The following is a 16,948-nucleotide window of genomic DNA, read 5'->3' on the forward strand; positions in this document are numbered from 1 at the left end:
TCCAACATCGACCGCTCATTATCGAATCCAATTTCAATCTATACGACGGTCTATTTATAAATGTAGACGCAGAGACCAGAATTGAGGAATCAACCAGCCCTACCTCAATACAAAACTTCTTATTTTCCGCTTATCGAGTCAAGAAAATTTTGCCTTGTAAATAAAGCTTTCAGTGAAATCTTCATTTATTGAACTTGCGCCATGGAAAGCGACGACCCAACCCGCCGACAGGAAGAAATTCATGGACTATTTGCCGACCGTGCGATCAATGCTTAACATGTCGTCAACGACCGCTGGAGGCCGCATGGCGAGTGTGACGATCCGGAATATCGATGATCGCCTGAAGAAGCGTCTCCGGGTGCGGGCCGCCTCCCATGGTCGCTCGATGGAGGACGAAGCCCGCGATATCCTGCGCGTCGCCCTGTCGACCGAAGCGCCGCCCGCCCGCAACCTTGCCGAAGCGATTCGCGCACGCGTGGCCTCCTTCGGAGGGGTGGTCCTGGACATTCCCCCGCGCGAGCCGATCCGTGAACCGGTCGATTTCGACCGATGATCGTCCTCGACACCAATGTCATTTCCGAGCTGCTGAGCCCCTTGCCGAGTCCCTCCGTCCTGTCGTGGCTGGCCGAGCAGCCGCCAGCCGCGATGTTCACCACAGCCGTCACGGAAGCGGAAATCCTCTACGGCCTTCGCCTTCTCGCTGACGGAAGGCGGAGGCGCGACCTCGAAGCGGCGATCCGCCCCCTCTTCACCGAGGATTTCAAAGGTCGTGTGCTGCCCTTCGATTCGGAGGCTGCGGATCTGTATGCGACTTTGGCCGTCATGCGCCGTCAGTCCGGGCGCCGGATCAGCCAGTTCGACGGGCAGATCGCCGCGATCGCACTTTCGCGGGGCGCTGCGGTCGCCACCCGCAATGTCGACGACTTCGCAGATATCGGCCTCGCGATCGTCGATCCGTGGAAACATCAGGCATAGCACCGGGTGGAAAAGCCAGAGATTCCGCTGCGGAAGGCGATCGCCGCCGCAACCGGAAACGTGTAGGCGCGGCGGCCGAGAATTCGTGGCGCCGCTCATATGATCCCGTCGAAGCCCAGTTCGTCGGCATCCTCGAACAGGAGGCCGACGTCGCGGCTGTAGAGCCCCTCGGATTTCAGCACGGCGAACTGATCGCCGAAACCCTCGACGAAGGCGACATGGCCGTTGTCGATCAGCTTCTGCCGTAGGCGCGGCGGCACCTGCACGACGAAGTTCTGCAGCCGGCGCGCGGCCGCGGCGGGCGGCAGGCCGGCGGCCAGCGCCCGCAGCGTCGCCCCGGCCTCCTCCTCGATCGCGACGATCACCGCTTCCATGCCGCTTTCGACGAGGCGGAATTTCGCGGCGACCGTGCGATAGGCGAAATTCGTGGTCATGCCGCGCGGATCGACCACGAAGGCGGTCGCAACGCCATGCCTGTCGAGATCGCCGCCGCGCTGCCAATAGACCTCGCGAAAATAATCGGTGATCGCGGCCTGGGAGGCGAGGTCGCGGTGTCCCTTGGCGACGACACGCTGCATCGCCGCCGCAAAACCCCTGATCTCCGTCGGCGGCAGGGCCTCGGCCGGCCGGAAGACGACGACGAGGCTCTCCTCCGCCGGCCGCCTTCCCTCGCGATTCACCCGGCCGGCCGCCTGCATGATCTGGTCGAGGCCGGTTTCCGCCCGCCAGGCGCGCGGAAAATCGATGTCGACGCCGGCTTCGATCAGGCTGGTCGCGACCAACCGGCAGGGCCGGCCGTCGCGCAGCCGCTGTCGCACGTCCTGCAGGATCCGGCGCCGGTCCGCCGCCGTCTGGCGCGTGGTCAGATGGATGACACCCTCGAGGCCGACCGCCTCGGCCTTGCGATAGAGATCGAGGGCATGCTTGCGGCCGTTGACGACGACGAGCCCCTGCGGATGGCCGGCGAGTTCCTCGACGAGATCGTCATCCGTCATCGTGCCGCGCAGTTCCAGCGTCACGCGCTTCAGGGCCGCGTGCAGATCCACAGGCCGCGGCGCCAGCTCGCGGTCCGTGCCGATCTCGAAGCCGCCCTTGAACCGCGGCGAAGCCAGCGCCGGCTGCGTCGCGGTGCACAGCACGATGGTGCAACCGTAATTGCGCGCGAGTTCGTCGAGAGCGGCGACGCAAGGTCTCAGGACCGGCAGCGGGATGGTCTGCGCCTCATCGAGGACGATGACGGCCCTCGCCAGGTTGTGGAGCTTGCGGCAGCGCGAGGACCGGTTGGCGAAGAGGCTCTCGAAGAGCTGCACATTGGTGGTGACGACGACGGGCGCATCCCAATTCTCCATGGCGAGGCGGAGCTTGTCACGGCCCTCGGCGTTGGAAGGCTTTTCTTCCTCGATCGCCGAATGATGTTCGAGGACGACATCCTCGCCCAGCGCGTCGCGGAAGATCGTCGCCGTCTGGTCGATGATCGAGGTGAAGGGAATGGCATAGACGATGCGCTCCATCCCCCAGCGCCGCGCATGATCCAGCGCGAAGGCGAGGGAGGCGAGCGTCTTGCCGCCGCCGGTCGGCACGTCCAGCGTGAAGACACCGGGCGCCAGCGCTGCCCCGGCACGGACATGGCCGAGGATTTCGCCGCGCAGGCGGTTGAGCGGGGTGTCCGGAGCGGCCTTCGTCTTCGCGGCCATGTGGGCATCGAGCAGGCCGACCAACCGATCGACATGCCCTGGCAGCAACGGCCAATCGCGATCGACCGGCCGCCCCTCCAATCCCGCATAATAGGCTTCCGTATCGAGGAAGTCCGCATCGACCAGAGTCGAGAAGATCATCCGGCCGAGGAAGGCGAACTGGAAGGCGTGCCGGCTCCCGTCCGGATGCGGCTCGAATGCGGGGGGAAAGAGACCCGCGGCATCGGCCTCGACCTCGTCCCGCCAGACGGCATCCAGCTGGGGGAGCGCCTTCACGAGACGGTCGTCGAGCGAGCCCGTCTCGCCGCTGCGATCCGGCAGGCCGGCATGGTGGCCGGCAATCGCATAGGCGACGAGTTCCGCGATCAACCGGTCGGAGCGTGCGGAAGCAAGCCGCAGCACCTCCTGCGCCCCAGCCGTCGAATGATCGCCGCCGTCGCGTCGCTGCCCGGCGATATAGGCCTGAAATTCCTTCGTGTATTTGCCGAGATCGTGCAGCCATCCGGCTACCGCGCAGGCCTTGCCCGCACCGAATTTTCCGCCCCGGACCGCCCCGAGTTCCGCCACCGCGCGCAGATGCTCGGCCAGGGGTTGCCAGCGGGCGCGATCCTGATCCTCGCTCGAATGCGCGTAATACATCTCATCCCCCATCGACCGGTGCCGGATCCGCGTTTGGGCCGAGGAACTGTCCTGTCGATTCCTGAAACAAGGTATATCGGAAATAAGAACAAATAAAGAACAAAATTGATCTGTCCGCGCCGCCGGCGGCCGTCTCCCTCGGCCAGGGCGTTTCGATCCATGCCCCCGTGAAGGAGGCGACGCCCCACCGATCGAGCGACCGAACAAGCCATCCCCGTTTCGATCCACGCCCCCGTGAAGGAGGCGACGATCCGCTCGCCCCCGAAGCCAGCGACGAGGAAAAGTTTCGATCCACGCCCCCGTGAAGGAGGCGACGCATAGCCGTTGCTGCGGTCCGTCGGCGGCTTCCTGTTTCGATCCACGCCCCCGTGAAGGAGGCGACTTGTCCAGGTTTCATGACGGAGGAATCACGATGAGCGTTTCGATCCACGCCCCCATGAAGGAGGCGACTCCCCGACGTCGACGGCCGCCGCCGCCTCATCCTGTTTCGATCCACGCCCCCGTGAAGGAGGCGACCATGCTCGCCATGACGTCGTAGCTCTCGGATGCTCGGTTTCGATCCACGCCCCCGTGAAGGAGGCGACGGCGATGGCCTCGTCCGGGGATGGCGTGTCCTGGTCAGTTTCGATCCACGCCCCCGTGAAGGAGGCGACCCTCGGCGCTCGGGATGATGGCGGGCGCGCCATCCTGGTTTCGATCCACGCCCCCGTGAAGGAGGCGACCTCCCCGACGTCGATGGCCGCCGCCGCCTCACCCTGTTTCGATCCACGCCCCCGTGAAGGAGGCGACGACAACCGCAGCCTCATTTGCGGCGTTCCTGTTGTCGTTTCGATCCACGCCCCCGTGAAGGAGGCGACATTGGATGTTCATTTCGGGACCGGATGATGACCCTTTGTTTCGATCCACGCCCCCGTGAAGGAGGCGACTGCACCTTTTCCTTTTCGGCGGCGCGGAAGACGTTTCGATCCACGCCCCCGTGAAGGAGGCGACCCTGCTGGGCGACGGCGATTCCGACCGCTTTACCACGGTTTCGATCCACGCCCCCGTGAAGGAGGCGACATTTTGGCGAGGACCTGCTCGTCCTCGCCCAGGAGTTTCGATCCACGCCCCCGTGAAGGAGGCGACGCGCAAGCCTCAAAGCTGCGCGAGCGCCTCCCTGAGTTTCGATCCACGCCCCCGTGAAGGAGGCGACGCGTCAATGGGGCGACAATTGGGCCGCTCGGGTCTGGTTTCGATCCACGCCCCCGTGAAGGAGGCGACCTGATTACGACATGGTGCTTCCGGAAAGTGATTTTGTTTCGATCCACGCCCCCGTGAAGGAGGCGACGGCCTTGACGTAGTTGTCGATCGAGCCGCCGAAGCGTTTCGATCCACGCCCCCGTGAAGGAGGCGACCAGATGTTGAGTGGCGCCATCAGGTACGGCGCCTTGTTTCGATCCACGCCCCCGTGAAGGAGGCGACGAAGGTGCTCCGCAGACGCCCATATCGCCGGAGGAGTTTCGATCCACGCCCCCGTGAAGGAGGCGACCTACCGCTACCGCCTAACGCCCGCCGGCCTCGCGCTGTTTCGATCCACGCCCCCGTGAAGGAGGCGACAGAAGCGTGCTTATGGCGGCGTCGTCGAGAAGGATGTTTCGATCCACGCCCCCGTGAAGGAGGCGACAGATCATCCTCGTGCAAGCGCTGCATGATGGCGATGTTTCGATCCACGCCCCCGTGAAGGAGGCGACCATGCGACCATACGCCGTCCACTTCGTCAGATTGGATGTTTCGATCCACGCCCCCGTGAAGGAGGCGACCGTCTTCTGCCCGCCGGCCTGGTCGCGTGAGGCACAGTTTCGATCCACGCCCCCGTGAAGGAGGCGACCAACAACCGATGAAAAACGGTTCGGTCATGTTATCCAGTTTCGATCCACGCCCCCGTGAAGGAGGCGACGTGTCGGTATCGCCACGGATGATGTTTGCTATCCGTTTCGATCCACGCCCCCGTGAAGGAGGCGACTGCCCAAGGTGTCGTCTGCTTCGAGGGACGGGAAGTGGTTTCGATCCACGCCCCCGTGAAGGAGGCGACGAGCTGGTCGATGAGGACCCTAGCGCAGCCATTCCGGTTTCGATCCACGCCCCCGTGAAGGAGGCGACTGGAATTCCAGCGCAACATTGGCCAGTGGCAGTGGTTTCGATCCACGCCCCCGTGAAGGAGGCGACGTCGGCCCCGGATTGAACGCCGCTTCCAATTTCTTGTTTCGATCCACGCCCCCGTGAAGGAGGCGACCGCATTGTGCTAGAGCGGAATTTGTCTGAGTGGAATCGGAAGGGATTCCACTGGATGGCTTAGTGTGATTCATAGGTTTCCGGGCTATTCCGGAGATGAAGCATGACGAAGCGTGGTGAAGCCTATTCGCAGGATTTGCGAGATCGTGTGCTTGGGGCGCTGGATAGCGGGATGTCGGCGAGCACAATCGCACCAATCTTCAGGGTGAGTGTGTCCTACATCTACAAGGCGGCCGCGCGGCGGCGCGCGACGGGGGAGGTCAGTGCCCGCCCCCAGCGCAATCATGTTCCGCTCAAGCTTGCCAAGCATGAAGAGGTTCTGCGGGCCAAGGTCGCGGCTGATCCGGATGCGCGTGTCGCGGATCTGCGGGCCTGGGCGGAGGAAGAATTGGGGGTCAGCATCAGCCATGCCCCGATGTGGCATATGCTCAAGCGGCTTGGGCTGACATATAAAAAAAGACGATCCACGCCAGCGAGCAAAAACGCCCCGATGTCGCGGCCGCTCGCCGCAAATGGCACAGCAACCAAATCTGGCTGAGGCCCTCGCGTCTGGTCTTCATTGACGAGACCTGGGCCTCGACCGCGATGGCGCGCCACTACGGCAGGTGCAAGCGCGGACAGCGCCTGATCGACTACGTGCCGCATGGCCATTGGAAAACCACGACCTTCATTGGCGCTCTGCGCAGCGGGGGATTGACAGCTCCCTGCGTGCTCGACGGCCCAGTCAACGGCGATTGCTTCAAGGCCTATGTCGCGCAGATCCTCGTTCCCACCCTCAATTACGGCGATATCGTCATCATGGACAATCTGAGCAGCCACAAAGTCCCGGGTGTGCGCCAAGCCATCGAGGCCGCAGGGGCGGAACTGCTTTACTTGCCCGCCTACTCCCCCGATCTCAATCCGATCGAGAACCTCTTCGCAAAGCTCAAAGCTCTCCTGCGCGCGGCTGCAACCCGATCCATCCACGATCTCTGGGACGAAATCGCCAAAACTCTCCCGCGCTTCTCCCCGTCCGAATGCAGAAATTACTTCTCTAATGCTGGATATTCTACAGTCTGAACAATTTCGCTCTAGCGCATATGCGTACCCGCTTGCTCCCCCCCTACTCCCCGCCGCCGAGCAGGCCGTGGCGCTTGTGCCATTCCGCCAGGGATTCGGAGGGCCAGGTGTCGCAATGGATATGGTTCTTGCCGCCGGGCACGTCGACCCAGGCGGGCGCATAGCGCAGCGCCGCCTCCACCATCTCCGGCGGCTTGGGCAGCGGCGTGTCGATGGCCGAGGCATGCGGGTGGACGAGATCCGGCCAGCGCGGATCAAAGAGCCACAGCGGGCTGCCGCATGCGCCGCAGAAATGGCGCTGGGCCTCGGAGCGCTCGTCCGGCTGGCCTTCCTCGCGGATGATGGCGTGGTAGACGCGCAGATGCTCGCGCCCCTTCACCTTCAGGCTGTGGGCGTCGCCGCCGAGATTGATGGCAAAGCCCCCCGAGCCCGCCGTCTTGCGGCAGATCGAGCAGTGGCAATGCATGAACGGCACCGGGCTCTCGGCTTCGAGGCTGAACTCGACGGCGCGGCAATGGCAGGATCCTTCCAGCAGCATGGTCGTTCCCTTCGCTGACCGGCCGCCGCCAGCGCGGCGGCCTTCCCGGGAACCATCATGCGCGCCGGTTGGATCCGGCGGGAGGGGACCTTTCGCCGCCGCTGCCGCAGGGCGACCTCAGCCCCGGCCGCCGCAATGGGCGTCGACCACGCGCTGCACCATCGGCGCGAAATAAGCGAAGCCCGGCGTGGCCATGCCCGCGATCTTGCCGGCGTCGTCGAGCCGGCGCACGCGCACGATCTCGCGCACGTTCGGATTCGTCTCGAACTCGGCGATCTCGGCGGCGTTCATCGGCCCGCCCTGCAGCTTGAGGGAGTGGATGGACGCCGCCGAGAGCTCGCCGAAATAGGCGGGGTCGGTGGCGCAGATATAGCGCTTGGCGGCGACGTGCCGGCGCACGCAATCGACGACGAGGCTCGGGAAGAAGCGCTCCAGCACCTGCGCGCCCGCCTCCTCATGGTGCTTGTCGTGGGTGTCCTCCATCGAGAAGGTGCCGAACTCGCTGGTGAAATGGCCGATGTCGTGCAGCAGGGCGGCGACGATGACGGCTTCCGGCTCGCCCTGCCGCTCGGCGAGGCAGGCGCCCTGCAGCATGTGCTCGGCCATCGTCACGGGCTCGCCGAGATATTCCTCGCCGCCGCGGCGCTCGAAGATGTCGGCGAGGAAGGCGACGATCGTCTCCGGCGACAGGGATTGCGGATCGGGCTTGCTCATCAGGCGGCCTTCCGGGGTTGCGATTCGATGGCGGCCAGCGTCGAGAGCAGCCCGTCCTTGTCGGCGTAGCAGCCCTGGAGCCAGCGCGAGCCGGCGCCCGAATAGCCCTTGCGGGCATGGAGGACGCGGGTGTTGTCGACGATGAAGCATTCGCCCGGCGCGAGTTTGAACGTCACCTCCATGGCGGTGTCGTCGATGATCTCCCCGAAGCGGCGATAGGCGGCGTAGTAGGCGGCCATGTGCTCGTAGGGCACGTCGGTGATCGCCGCCGCCGAGCGGTTGTTGAAGCGGATGGCGACGAGCTCGCCGTCGGGGGCGAGCTCGATCATCGGCCGGCGGGACCTCAGGCACACGCCCGCCTCGCCGGCATATTCGAAGCGCGCGCAATGGCGCGTCAGGAGATCGAAGCCCTCCGGGCTCTCCGCGCGCAGCCGCTCGGCGGCGCGGAAGCCGTCGACCACCATGTTCTCCCCGCCCTCGGCCGAATTCTCCAGGCAATAGAGGATCTGCAGGGTGGGCACCGGATCGCGGTAGGGATTGTCGGTATGGGCCTGCAGGCCGAGGCCGGTATAAGCGAGGTTGGTCGGGTTCACCTCGGTGCGCACCTCGAAATGCCGGCCGTAATTGGTCTCGCGGACATAGCCGAACAGCGCGGCGACGCCGAGCAGCGCCTCGCTTTCGACCGGGCCTCCCGTCAGCTTGCCGAAGCCGTAGCGGCGCACGCCGCGGAGCCAGCCGCCGAGCGCCGCGCGGTCGCGGCGGACGGCCTGGAAATCGGCGACCGGGATGCTTGCGCCGAGGCCGGCATCCCAGGTCTCGATCTCCGGCGCCGTCCAGCCGGGCGAGCGCCGTTCCGGCCTGTCATAGGCATGCGCGGCCAGCCAGGCCGCATCATAGGCGATGGTGCGGTTCTCCGGCTCGAACGTCACCTGCACCTGCCCCGCCTCGATGCGCGCCGCGGCGATACGCGTATCGGCGGGGATGTCGGCGAGCGTGATGCGCCGCTGCCCGTTGCCCGGCGCGCGCGTCGCCTCGTCCCAGGCGTTGTCGCGCAGCCATACCGCATGGAAGCGGCGCCTGGCGCCGTCCGGCAGGCGCACGGCCATGGCGGCGCCCCTGTCCAGAATCTCGATATCGACGTGCTCCGGCATTGCCGCCTCCCGGTCCGAAGGATGATCCGTCGACACTGTGGCAGGCGGCGTGCCATAAATTCCAGCAATGAATTCCGATAGGGTGGCCTCGAATCCATTATGGCAGAGCCTCGCCAGACCTTGCCGCCGCTCGAATGGATCCGGGTGTTCGAGACCGCGGCGCGCCTCGGCAGCTTCACCGCGGCGGCGGACGAGCTCGGCCTGACCCAGGCGGCCGTCAGCCAGCGGATCAGGAACCTCGAATTGCGGCTGGGCGCGCAGCTGTTCAACCGCCTGCCGCGCGGCGTCGCCCTGTCGACGCAGGGGGAAGCCTGGCTGCCGGACGTCCAGGCCGCCCTCGACCGGCTGCTGCACAGCGCCGCCACCCTGTTCGAGGCGCCCCGCCGCAAGATCACCGTCGCGGCATCGGCCTCGGTGATCGAATTGTGGATCGTGCCGCGCCTGCCGCTTGTCGCCCGGCGCCTGCCCCATGTCCAGCTCGCCTTCGAGACCATCCAGAACCTGCCGGATTACGAGCGGTCGGAAGCCGATTTCGAGATCCGTTTCGGCGAAGGCGGCTGGCCCGGACGGGAGGCGCGGCGCCTGTTCGCCGAGGAGCTGGCGCCGGTCGCCGCGCCGGCCCTGCTGCGCACGGCGGCGGACTGGCAGGCCCTGCCGCGCATCGCCGTCGCCGGGCCGCGCCTCGGCTGGCGCGACTGGTCGAACGCCACCGGCGCGGAGCCGCCGCCGGCGCCGCGCCTGCGCTTCGACACGTTCGTGCAGGCCCTGCGCGCGGCCGAGGCCGGCGCGGGCGTGCTGCTCGCCTCGCTCGCCCTCTGCGGCGCGGCGCTCGAAGCCGGCACGCTCGAACGCCTGACCGGGCGCACGCTGCGCATGGAGGCCGGCTATTGGGTGAGCTGGGCCCGCAGCCGGCCGGATTTCGCCGAGCGCCTGCCGCTGCTCGAATGCCTCGCGGCGCACGGCGGCGATGCCTGACCGCTCCCCGGCAGGACACGCCCCCGGCCGGCGGCGTCAGGTCGCCGCGCTCTTCGCCAGGGGCGGCGGGGCGGCCTCCGGCGCGCCGCCGCAGGCCGGGCGCAGGACCGAGGCCCATCCGACCCACAGCGCGATCGAAACCAGCGCGAAGCCGCCGAGGATGGTGAAGGCCGGCGGGTAGCCGAGTTCCTGCGCCATCCAGCCGCCGATCGCCGGGCTCAGCGAGGCGCCGAGCCCCTGCACCGTCATCACCGCGCCCTGGCCGACATTGACGCGGCCGGTGCCGTCGAGGATGCGCGCCACCAGGCCGGGCACGGCGACGCTCTGCAGCCCGGCGCCGATGCCGTCCAGCATCTGCACGGGATAGACGCCCCAGCGCGTGACGAGATGGGCCGCCACCAGGCCGCGGATCGGCAGCGCGATGAAGGAGATCAGCAGCACCAGCCAATAGCCCTGGCGCTCGGCCATGCGCATCGCCGCGAGGGAGGCGAGGATCATCACCGCCTGGGCGACGACGATGGTGACGGCGACGAAGCTCGGCGCGTCGGCCTGCGTGCCGGAGACGACGGCGAGGCCGTAGAGCGGCAGCATGGCGCCGTTGCCGAGATGGAAGGCGGCGAGCGCCGCCGCCAGGATGAGCAGCGGCCGGCATTCGAGCAGGACGCGGAAGCCGCCGGCCTTGCCGTCGGAAGCATCGTCCTTCAGGCCGCGGGCGGCGGCATCGTCGATCGATGCGGCCGGAATCAGCAGCACCGAGGCGATCGAGGCGACGCCGAACAGAGCGGCGAGGACGAACACGGCGGTGTAGCCGAACATCCAGCCGAGATAGCCCGACAGCGCCGCGCCGACGAGGTTGCCGGCATGGTTGAAGGCCTGGTTGCGGCCGTTCTGGCGGTTGAAGCCGGCCTGGCGCACCATGCCGAGCGTGATGCCGGCGACGGCCGGCCCGATGGCGGCGCCCGCCACGGCGGTGGCGACCTGCGAGGCCGCCACCACCCAGAAGTGCTGCGACAGCAGGATGACGGCCGAGGCGGCGACGGTGCAGATGCCGGGGACGATCACGAAGGCGCGCTTGCGGCGGGTGGCGTCGATCATGGCGCCGGCGGGAATCGTCATGATCATGCCGGCGATGCCGCCGATGGTCATCACCGTGCCGATCAGGCCGCTCTGCCAGCCATGGGCGAGCAGGAAGACCCCGAGGAACGGGCCGATGCCGGCCTGCATGTCGGCCATGAAGAAGTTGAGGCCGAGCAGCGGCCACAGCCGCGGAGCCGGACGACCGGATTCCCGGCGGCGAGGATCCGGCGGCATCACGGCTGCCGGCCACGGATGGGGGGGCGGCCGGGTCTTGCTGTCGACGTTCTCACATTTCACCATGGTGCGGATCGATGGCGGCGGGGCGCCCGGGACGGGCGGCGCCTCAACGCCGGCGCGGCTCCTCCGGTTCCCTGCGTCCGCCGGCGCCCGGAGGGCGAGGCCGGAAAACGGCAGAAAACGCCGGCCTCGCCCCGCCCATACCGTCTCGCCCCTTCATTTCGCCGCCCCGCTCTGCTATTTCGCGCGGCATGAGCGAAGAACCCATTGAAAATATCCGGAATTTCTCGATCGTTGCCCATATCGATCACGGCAAGTCGACCCTGGCCGACCGCCTGATCCAGGAGACGGGCACGCTGACCGATCGCGAGATGGTCGAGCAGGTCCTCGATTCCATGGATATCGAGCGCGAGCGCGGCATCACCATCAAGGCGCAGACGGTGCGGCTGAACTACCGCGCCCGCGACGGCAAGGATTATATCCTCAACCTCATGGACACGCCCGGCCATGTCGACTTCGCCTATGAGGTCTCGCGCTCGCTGGCGGCCTGCGAGGGCTCGCTGCTCGTCGTCGACGCCAGCCAGGGCGTCGAGGCGCAGACGCTCGCCAATGTCTACCACGCCCTCGACGCCAATCACGAGATCGTGCCCGTCCTCAACAAGATCGACCTGCCGGCGGCCGAGCCCGACCGCATCAAGCAGCAGATCGAGGACGTCATCGGCATCGACGCCTCCGAGGCGGTGCCGATCTCGGCCAAGACCGGCCTCAACATCGACCTCGTGCTCGAGGCCATCGTCACCCGCCTGCCGCCGCCCAAGGGCGACCGCAGCGCGCCGCTGAAGGCGCTGCTGGTCGATTCGTGGTACGACGCCTATCTCGGCGTCGTCGTGCTGGTGCGCATCTTCGACGGTGCCCTCAAGAAGGGCCAGCGCATCAAGATGATCGGCACCGACGCGCATTACGAGGTCGACCGCATCGGCGTGTTCCGCCCGAAGATGCAGGCGATCGAGGCGCTCGGCCCCGGCGAGATCGGCTTCATCACCGCCTCGATCAAGGAAGTCGCCGATACGCGCGTCGGCGACACCATCACCGACGACCGCAAGAGCAATGTCGTGCCGCTGCCGGGCTTCAAGCCGGCGCAGCCGGTGGTGTTCTGCGGCCTGTTCCCGGTCGACGCCGCCCAGTTCGAGGACCTGCGCGCCGCCATGGGCCGCCTGCGCCTCAACGACGCCTCCTTCTCCTTCGAGATGGAATCCTCCGCCGCGCTCGGCTTCGGCTTCCGCTGCGGCTTCCTGGGCCTCTTGCATCTGGAGATCATCCAGGAGCGGCTGGAGCGCGAGTTCAACCTCGACCTCATCGCCACCGCGCCCTCCGTCGTCTACAAGATCAACCTCAACGACGGCACGCAGATCGAGCTGCACAACCCGGTCGACCTGCCCGACGTCGTCAAGATCGCCTCGATCGAGGAGCCGTGGATCCGCGCCACCATCCTGACGCCGGACGATTATCTCGGCTCGATCCTCAAGCTCTGCCAGGACCGGCGCGGCGTGCAGGTCGACCTCAATTATGTCGGCAAGCGCGCCATGGTGCAGTACGATCTGCCGCTCAACGAGGTGGTGTTCGACTTCTACGACCGGCTGAAATCGGTGTCGAAGGGCTATGCCTCCTTCGACTACCACCTCACCGACTACAAGGAGGGGGATCTCGTCAAGATGCAGATCCTCGTCAATGCCGAGCCGGTGGATGCCCTCTCGATGCTGGTGCACCGCGCCCGCGCCGAGAGCCGCGGCCGCGCCATGTGCGAGAAGCTGAAGGACCTCATCCCCCAGCACATGTTCGTCATCCCGGTGCAGGCGGCGATCGGCGCCAAGATCATCGCCCGCGAGACCATCCGCGCCCTGCGCAAGGACGTGACCGCCAAATGCTATGGCGGCGACATCACCCGCAAGCGCAAGCTCCTGGAGAAGCAGAAGGAAGGCAAGAAGAAGATGCGGCAGTTCGGCAAGGTCGACATCCCGCAGGAAGCCTTCATCGCCGCGCTCAAGGTGGACGGGTAACGGACGGGGTCGATCCCCGGCACCGCCGGCTCCTCCCGGGCGCGCGGACGTCCCGTCCGCCCTGGAAACGCCGCGCCCGCCGATTGAAACGTAGCGCTTGGGGTGAGCATCTCTCCTGGGACCGCGGGCGTCTCGCCCATATGCGCTAACTTTGCCGACAATAGCGCGATTTTCCTTCTCCCATGCGGGACTTCGCATTTCCTGCGGAAATGCTGGGGGTGGCGCGAAGCGCCGGATGAGGGTCTGGACTTGTGCAATTCCAGCGCGACTATTGAGCTATCTGCGTTGACGTTTAGACCCTCATCCCCCTATCGGGACCTTCTCCCGAACCGGGAGAAGGCGGGTATTTCTGTTATGTTAGCGCATATGGGCGTCCCGCCCGCTCTGGAAACGCCGCGCTAGCCGATTGAGACGTTGCACTTGGGGGTCGGCATCTATCCTGGGACCGCGGGCGTCTCGCCCGCTCTGGAAACGCGACGCTCGAAGGTTGAAACGTTGCGCCTGTGGGTTGGCAAGAGCGGGCGGGACGCCCGCGCACCCGGGGAAGAACGCCAAACCGGCGACAGCGTGGGTGCTGTCATCCCGGACGCGATGCGGCACGTCAGTGACGCCTCGCAGATCCGGGATCGCGGGCAGAAGGAACCTCATCCTGCACGCGGTCCCGTGTCTGCACCGCACCCCTGCGGGGTGCCGTGCGCACGGGATGACGGTGATGGCCGTGCGGGCATGCGTCTTCATCGCCGCGCCCTGAACGGGCCGGATTGTGCAAGGGAAGATCGGGGCGACGACGGCTGTTCTCGTGTCAGCCGTGGTGCAGTGTCTCAGTGGTCGTGAAGAAGCGGGCCTGGCATGTTGTGCAAGGCCGCCGTCGCCCCTTTCCCGCCGAGCCGAAGCGCGCCAACAGGCAACGCGCCGAGGCTCGGCTGTTTCCCATCGCTCCGGATCAAGCCTTCGGCCTGACCCGTTGCCGGACGGGAGGCATCGCCGGCGCCGGAGGGCACGGTTCCCCTCCATCACCAGCTACGCCGGACAGGCCCCGCGCCCTTCACCGCTTCCGGGCCAGGGAAGCCGATGGGACACGTAAGCCTCACCCACGGAACGGGCGGGACAGGGGCCTTGGCGGACGGCTTATGTCTTCGCCGCACCCCGCCGGCCGGAGCAGCCGGGTCCCCGTGCTGCTGCGGCCGCGGACGCTGCGGGCCGGGTTTGCCGGCCGCCGGCGTCCGACAAGGCGATCCGGCCTGGAAATGCCCCGCCATCCCCTCCTTGCGGACGATACGGCAGACGGCCGGCGCCTCTCCTGTCTCGCGCGGGATCCGGCAGGCCCGAAAGCGGCCCGATCCCGGCACGTTCCTCATCGAGCCCCGTGTGCAGACCTGACGGCCGGGTGATCGCACACCCGGCGCTACCGGATGTCGGCGGTCCCGGCATCGCTCGCAAGAGCAATGGGGCGGTCTGCAGCGATCCCCCTCGGCGCCGGCCCCGTCCTGGTTTCCAAGCCAGGACGAAAATGGGAGGGCGCCTCAATGCGGCTGGCGCGCCGCAGGCGAACCGGGATCGGCCGGGGTGGGTGGAAGGCACGGGGCGGTATCGCGAACCTTGGCCCCGCCGCGCTTCGTTCCGAGGCAAAGTAGGCCATGGGACAAGGCGGATGTCAAGATTTGTTCGCTATTTGTTCCAAGACGGCACAGCGACCGATGGGCCGAAAGTCAAGGTGTGAGGCGGCCATGAAAGCAAGGACAGGGGACGAATAAAGTGCACTGTCACCGGAATTTCGGAATTTCAAATTCGCCGCACTGCCGGACCGCGGACTGGACGAGATTGACTGCAAGAATTTTCAAAAAGACATCATAGTATTTGTTTTTTTCTCAATCAAAAATCCGGACTCTATTATCGAGTCGTCGCTTATGTTTTCATTCAAATTAATAGAGATCGCATTTTCGAAATCAATTTTCGTGCCTTCAATTGTCTCTTCAATGGTAACAACTTTCTTGTTTATTATTTCACAATATAAATTCCGATATTCAATATCTCCAAATTTAATTTTAAGCGAACTTCTACATATTTCCGGCCATCGGAAAAGCGTCAAAATACAATCATCAAATACGATTTGAGAATAATCCTCAACAAATACCAAAGAAGATACTCTTTGGCCAATTAGTATATCATCAAAAGACCTGAGGTTTTCTACTTTCTCACCGCTAACCATAGATGTCCTCTATACTTTCGCCATTTACGGAAGTGGATCTACAAACAATGGGATCTCGGGCAGTTCGGGCTCCTCCGGTATTCCATTCAGAGGTGCGCTTGGAGGAGCCGGATCCGGGTCCGGCGGAGGATTTGGATTGGACGGTGGCGATACATCAGCCGGCTTCGGAGGTGGTGCATTATTTAGAGGCGCGCCTTTATCAATGTGAGCCATCGGATCGTTGCGAGGAATCGTTTTCCCCGTAAACGGGTCAACAGTTTGACCTGTCTTGTTCATGTAAACACCGTAGCCATTCGGCTTAGGATACGGCCCCTCAGTCGGGTTCATCGAACGGAATTCGGTAACGTTTTCGTGAAGATCCCCTGATCCGCCCCCTGTGCCATCAGTGTAGGCTTGTCCAGTTACATTTCCAGCCTTATTTATATTCGGGCCCGGTGTTGATCCCTTCGGTAGAGGGTAGGTAACGCCCCCGGGAGATACTATAAAATCTGTTCCGTTTACGGACTGGGCTGTTTGAGGATTCTTCTGTCTGTGGACATCCTCGGCATCACTCAAACCAGGGACGTGGATTTTGATTGAAGTATCGGGGCCGTCTCCCTTTACGTTTGGAGAAGGACCATCGTCACTATTCGAATGTTCAGTTCCAGCGTTCTGGTCAGCATAGTGCCCGCTGGGATCCTTGACGTTGACGGGATTGTTATCGGCATAGGAGTATCGGTTGGTGCCGACGCCTTCATGGGTGGGGTCCCACCAGTCGGGGGAGACGAAGCGGGCGACCATGGGATCGTAGTAGCGGGCGTTGAGATAGAGCAGACCCGTCTCGTCCTGGCGCTCGCCGATGAAGGCGTGGTCCTCCTTCGTTGTCGTCGAGGTCGTGGTCGGCGTCTGGTAGCCGAAGGGCTGGTAGCGCGAGGCGATGGCCAGAGCGCCGGTGGCGTCGGTCACCGCCCGCATCGAACCGAGATGGTCCTGCAGCAGCGTAAAGGTCTTGGCCGCGCCGCCCGTGCCTTCGATCTTGGTCTGCGGCGTCGGATACTTCACCCACAGCGGGGTGGTGGGCACGCAGGGATCGGTCGAGGCGCTGTAGGTGACGCGCTCGTCGCCGAACACATAGGTGGTGGTCTCCGTCGGCAGCGGGTTGGGCGGGCTGGTGCAGCCGCGCGGCGTCGTCTGCGTGACCTTCTTCACCCGGATAACGGTGACAGTGCATTTTATTTGGTAGTCCCCGCGCGGGGAGCAGTAGTTAAAAAAATGCACTGTCACTGCAACTCCGACGTCAGTGGCGACGTCTCCGTCGTCGTGGTCGATCACGCCTGGCCGGACCACATGGGCTCCGCCGAGGATGGGCGATG

The 16,948-nt window shown here is 65.2% G+C and carries 12 protein-coding genes and 1 CRISPR repeat array; of the genes, 5 read left to right on the top strand and 7 right to left on the bottom strand.

From position 1 onward, the window contains the following. Positions 1–304 precede the first annotated feature (304 nt). Together J3R73_RS28245 and J3R73_RS28250 are read left to right on the top strand one after the other, a co-directional pair. Positions 305–553 (top strand): FitA-like ribbon-helix-helix domain-containing protein, encoded by a 249-nt coding sequence (locus J3R73_RS28245; protein WP_307437756.1) that lies wholly within the window; start codon positions 305–307, stop codon positions 551–553. After that, positions 550–975, top strand: a complete 426-nt coding sequence (locus J3R73_RS28250) for a type II toxin-antitoxin system VapC family toxin (protein ID WP_307435226.1) — start codon at positions 550–552, stop codon at positions 973–975. The genes J3R73_RS28245 and J3R73_RS28250 overlap by 4 nt, the downstream gene beginning before the upstream one ends. A gap of 95 nt (positions 976–1,070) precedes the next feature. Here J3R73_RS28250 and cas3 read toward each other — a convergent pair whose 3' ends face one another. Further along, positions 1,071–3,308, bottom strand: coding sequence for a CRISPR-associated helicase Cas3' (cas3, locus tag J3R73_RS28255; protein ID WP_307435229.1), 2,238 nt, complete (start codon positions 3,306–3,308; stop codon positions 1,071–1,073). Positions 3,309–3,457: 149 nt separating this feature from the next. Then, positions 3,458–5,580: direct repeats of the CRISPR family, unit length 32 nt; unit sequence GTTTCGATCCACGCCCCCGTGAAGGAGGCGAC. Between the two features lie 102 nt (positions 5,581–5,682). Here cas3 and J3R73_RS28260 point away from each other — a divergent pair. Then, a protein-coding gene (locus tag J3R73_RS28260) for an IS630 family transposase (protein WP_370879838.1) occupies positions 5,683–6,638 on the top strand; the annotation gives its coding sequence in 2 pieces (ribosomal slippage) (positions 5,683–6,031 and positions 6,031–6,638; 957 coding nt in all). Between the two features lie 43 nt (positions 6,639–6,681). Here J3R73_RS28260 and J3R73_RS28265 read toward each other — a convergent pair. The 3 genes from J3R73_RS28265 to tmpA form a co-directional block, all read right to left on the bottom strand. Further along, the gene (locus tag J3R73_RS28265; RefSeq protein ID WP_307435232.1) at positions 6,682–7,176 is read right to left on the bottom strand and encodes a GFA family protein; all 495 of its coding nucleotides are present in this window, start codon (positions 7,174–7,176) and stop codon (positions 6,682–6,684) included. Positions 7,177–7,293: 117 nt separating this feature from the next. Continuing rightward, entirely contained in the window at positions 7,294–7,890 is a 597-nt protein-coding gene (gene tmpB, locus J3R73_RS28270; RefSeq protein ID WP_307435235.1) for a (R)-1-hydroxy-2-trimethylaminoethylphosphonate oxygenase, read from the bottom strand. Further along, a complete protein-coding gene (gene tmpA / locus J3R73_RS28275) occupies positions 7,890–9,041 on the bottom strand; it encodes a 2-trimethylaminoethylphosphonate dioxygenase (protein WP_307435238.1) in 1,152 nt (383 codons plus the stop codon). Before tmpA ends, tmpB begins: the two co-directional genes overlap by 1 nt. A gap of 99 nt (positions 9,042–9,140) precedes the next feature. Between tmpA and J3R73_RS28280 the strand changes: the two genes are divergently transcribed. Further along, positions 9,141–10,016, top strand: a complete 876-nt coding sequence (locus J3R73_RS28280; RefSeq protein WP_307435241.1) for a LysR family transcriptional regulator — start codon at positions 9,141–9,143, stop codon at positions 10,014–10,016. 36 nt (positions 10,017–10,052) lie between these two features. On the opposite strand, the gene J3R73_RS28285 is transcribed toward J3R73_RS28280, so the two are convergent. After that, complete coding sequence (locus tag J3R73_RS28285; RefSeq protein WP_307437758.1) at positions 10,053–11,327, bottom strand: MFS transporter; 1,275 nt, start codon at positions 11,325–11,327, stop codon at positions 10,053–10,055. 254 nt (positions 11,328–11,581) lie between these two features. Here J3R73_RS28285 and lepA point away from each other — a divergent pair, with 254 nt between their 5' ends. Further along, entirely contained in the window at positions 11,582–13,387 is a 1,806-nt protein-coding gene (gene lepA, locus J3R73_RS28290; protein ID WP_307435244.1) for a translation elongation factor 4, read from the top strand. A 1,837-nt stretch (positions 13,388–15,224) separates the two neighbouring features. On the opposite strand, the gene J3R73_RS28295 is transcribed toward lepA, so the two are convergent. Both J3R73_RS28295 and J3R73_RS28300 read right to left on the bottom strand, forming a co-directional pair. Beyond that, the gene (locus J3R73_RS28295) at positions 15,225–15,596 is read right to left on the bottom strand and encodes a hypothetical protein (protein WP_307435247.1); all 372 of its coding nucleotides are present in this window, start codon (positions 15,594–15,596) and stop codon (positions 15,225–15,227) included. Positions 15,597–15,620: 24 nt separating this feature from the next. Beyond that, the gene (locus tag J3R73_RS28300; protein ID WP_307435250.1) at positions 15,621–16,907 is read right to left on the bottom strand and encodes an RHS repeat-associated core domain-containing protein; all 1,287 of its coding nucleotides are present in this window, start codon (positions 16,905–16,907) and stop codon (positions 15,621–15,623) included. Positions 16,908–16,948 lie beyond the last annotated feature (41 nt).

This window comes from Labrys monachus, from assembly GCF_030814655.1.
Lineage (GTDB): Bacteria > Pseudomonadota > Alphaproteobacteria > Rhizobiales > Labraceae > Labrys > Labrys monacha.

Excerpts from the sequence above, each read along its gene's own strand:
- J3R73_RS28245 (WP_307437756.1), top strand. The coding sequence starts at position 305 with ATGGCGAGTGTGACGATCCGGAATATCGATGATCGCCTGAAGAAGCGT.
- tmpB (WP_307435235.1), bottom strand. The coding sequence starts at position 7,890 with ATGAGCAAGCCCGATCCGCAATCCCTGTCGCCGGAGACGATCGTCGCC.
- lepA (WP_307435244.1), top strand. The coding sequence starts at position 11,582 with ATGAGCGAAGAACCCATTGAAAATATCCGGAATTTCTCGATCGTTGCC.
- J3R73_RS28295 (WP_307435247.1), bottom strand. The coding sequence starts at position 15,596 with ATGGTTAGCGGTGAGAAAGTAGAAAACCTCAGGTCTTTTGATGATATA.
- J3R73_RS28285 (WP_307437758.1), bottom strand. The coding sequence starts at position 11,327 with ATGCCGCCGGATCCTCGCCGCCGGGAATCCGGTCGTCCGGCTCCGCGG.
- J3R73_RS28250 (WP_307435226.1), top strand. The coding sequence starts at position 550 with ATGATCGTCCTCGACACCAATGTCATTTCCGAGCTGCTGAGCCCCTTG.
- tmpA (WP_307435238.1), bottom strand. The coding sequence starts at position 9,041 with ATGCCGGAGCACGTCGATATCGAGATTCTGGACAGGGGCGCCGCCATG.
- J3R73_RS28265 (WP_307435232.1), bottom strand. The coding sequence starts at position 7,176 with ATGCTGCTGGAAGGATCCTGCCATTGCCGCGCCGTCGAGTTCAGCCTC.
- J3R73_RS28280 (WP_307435241.1), top strand. The coding sequence starts at position 9,141 with ATGGCAGAGCCTCGCCAGACCTTGCCGCCGCTCGAATGGATCCGGGTG.
- cas3 (WP_307435229.1), bottom strand. The coding sequence starts at position 3,308 with ATGTATTACGCGCATTCGAGCGAGGATCAGGATCGCGCCCGCTGGCAA.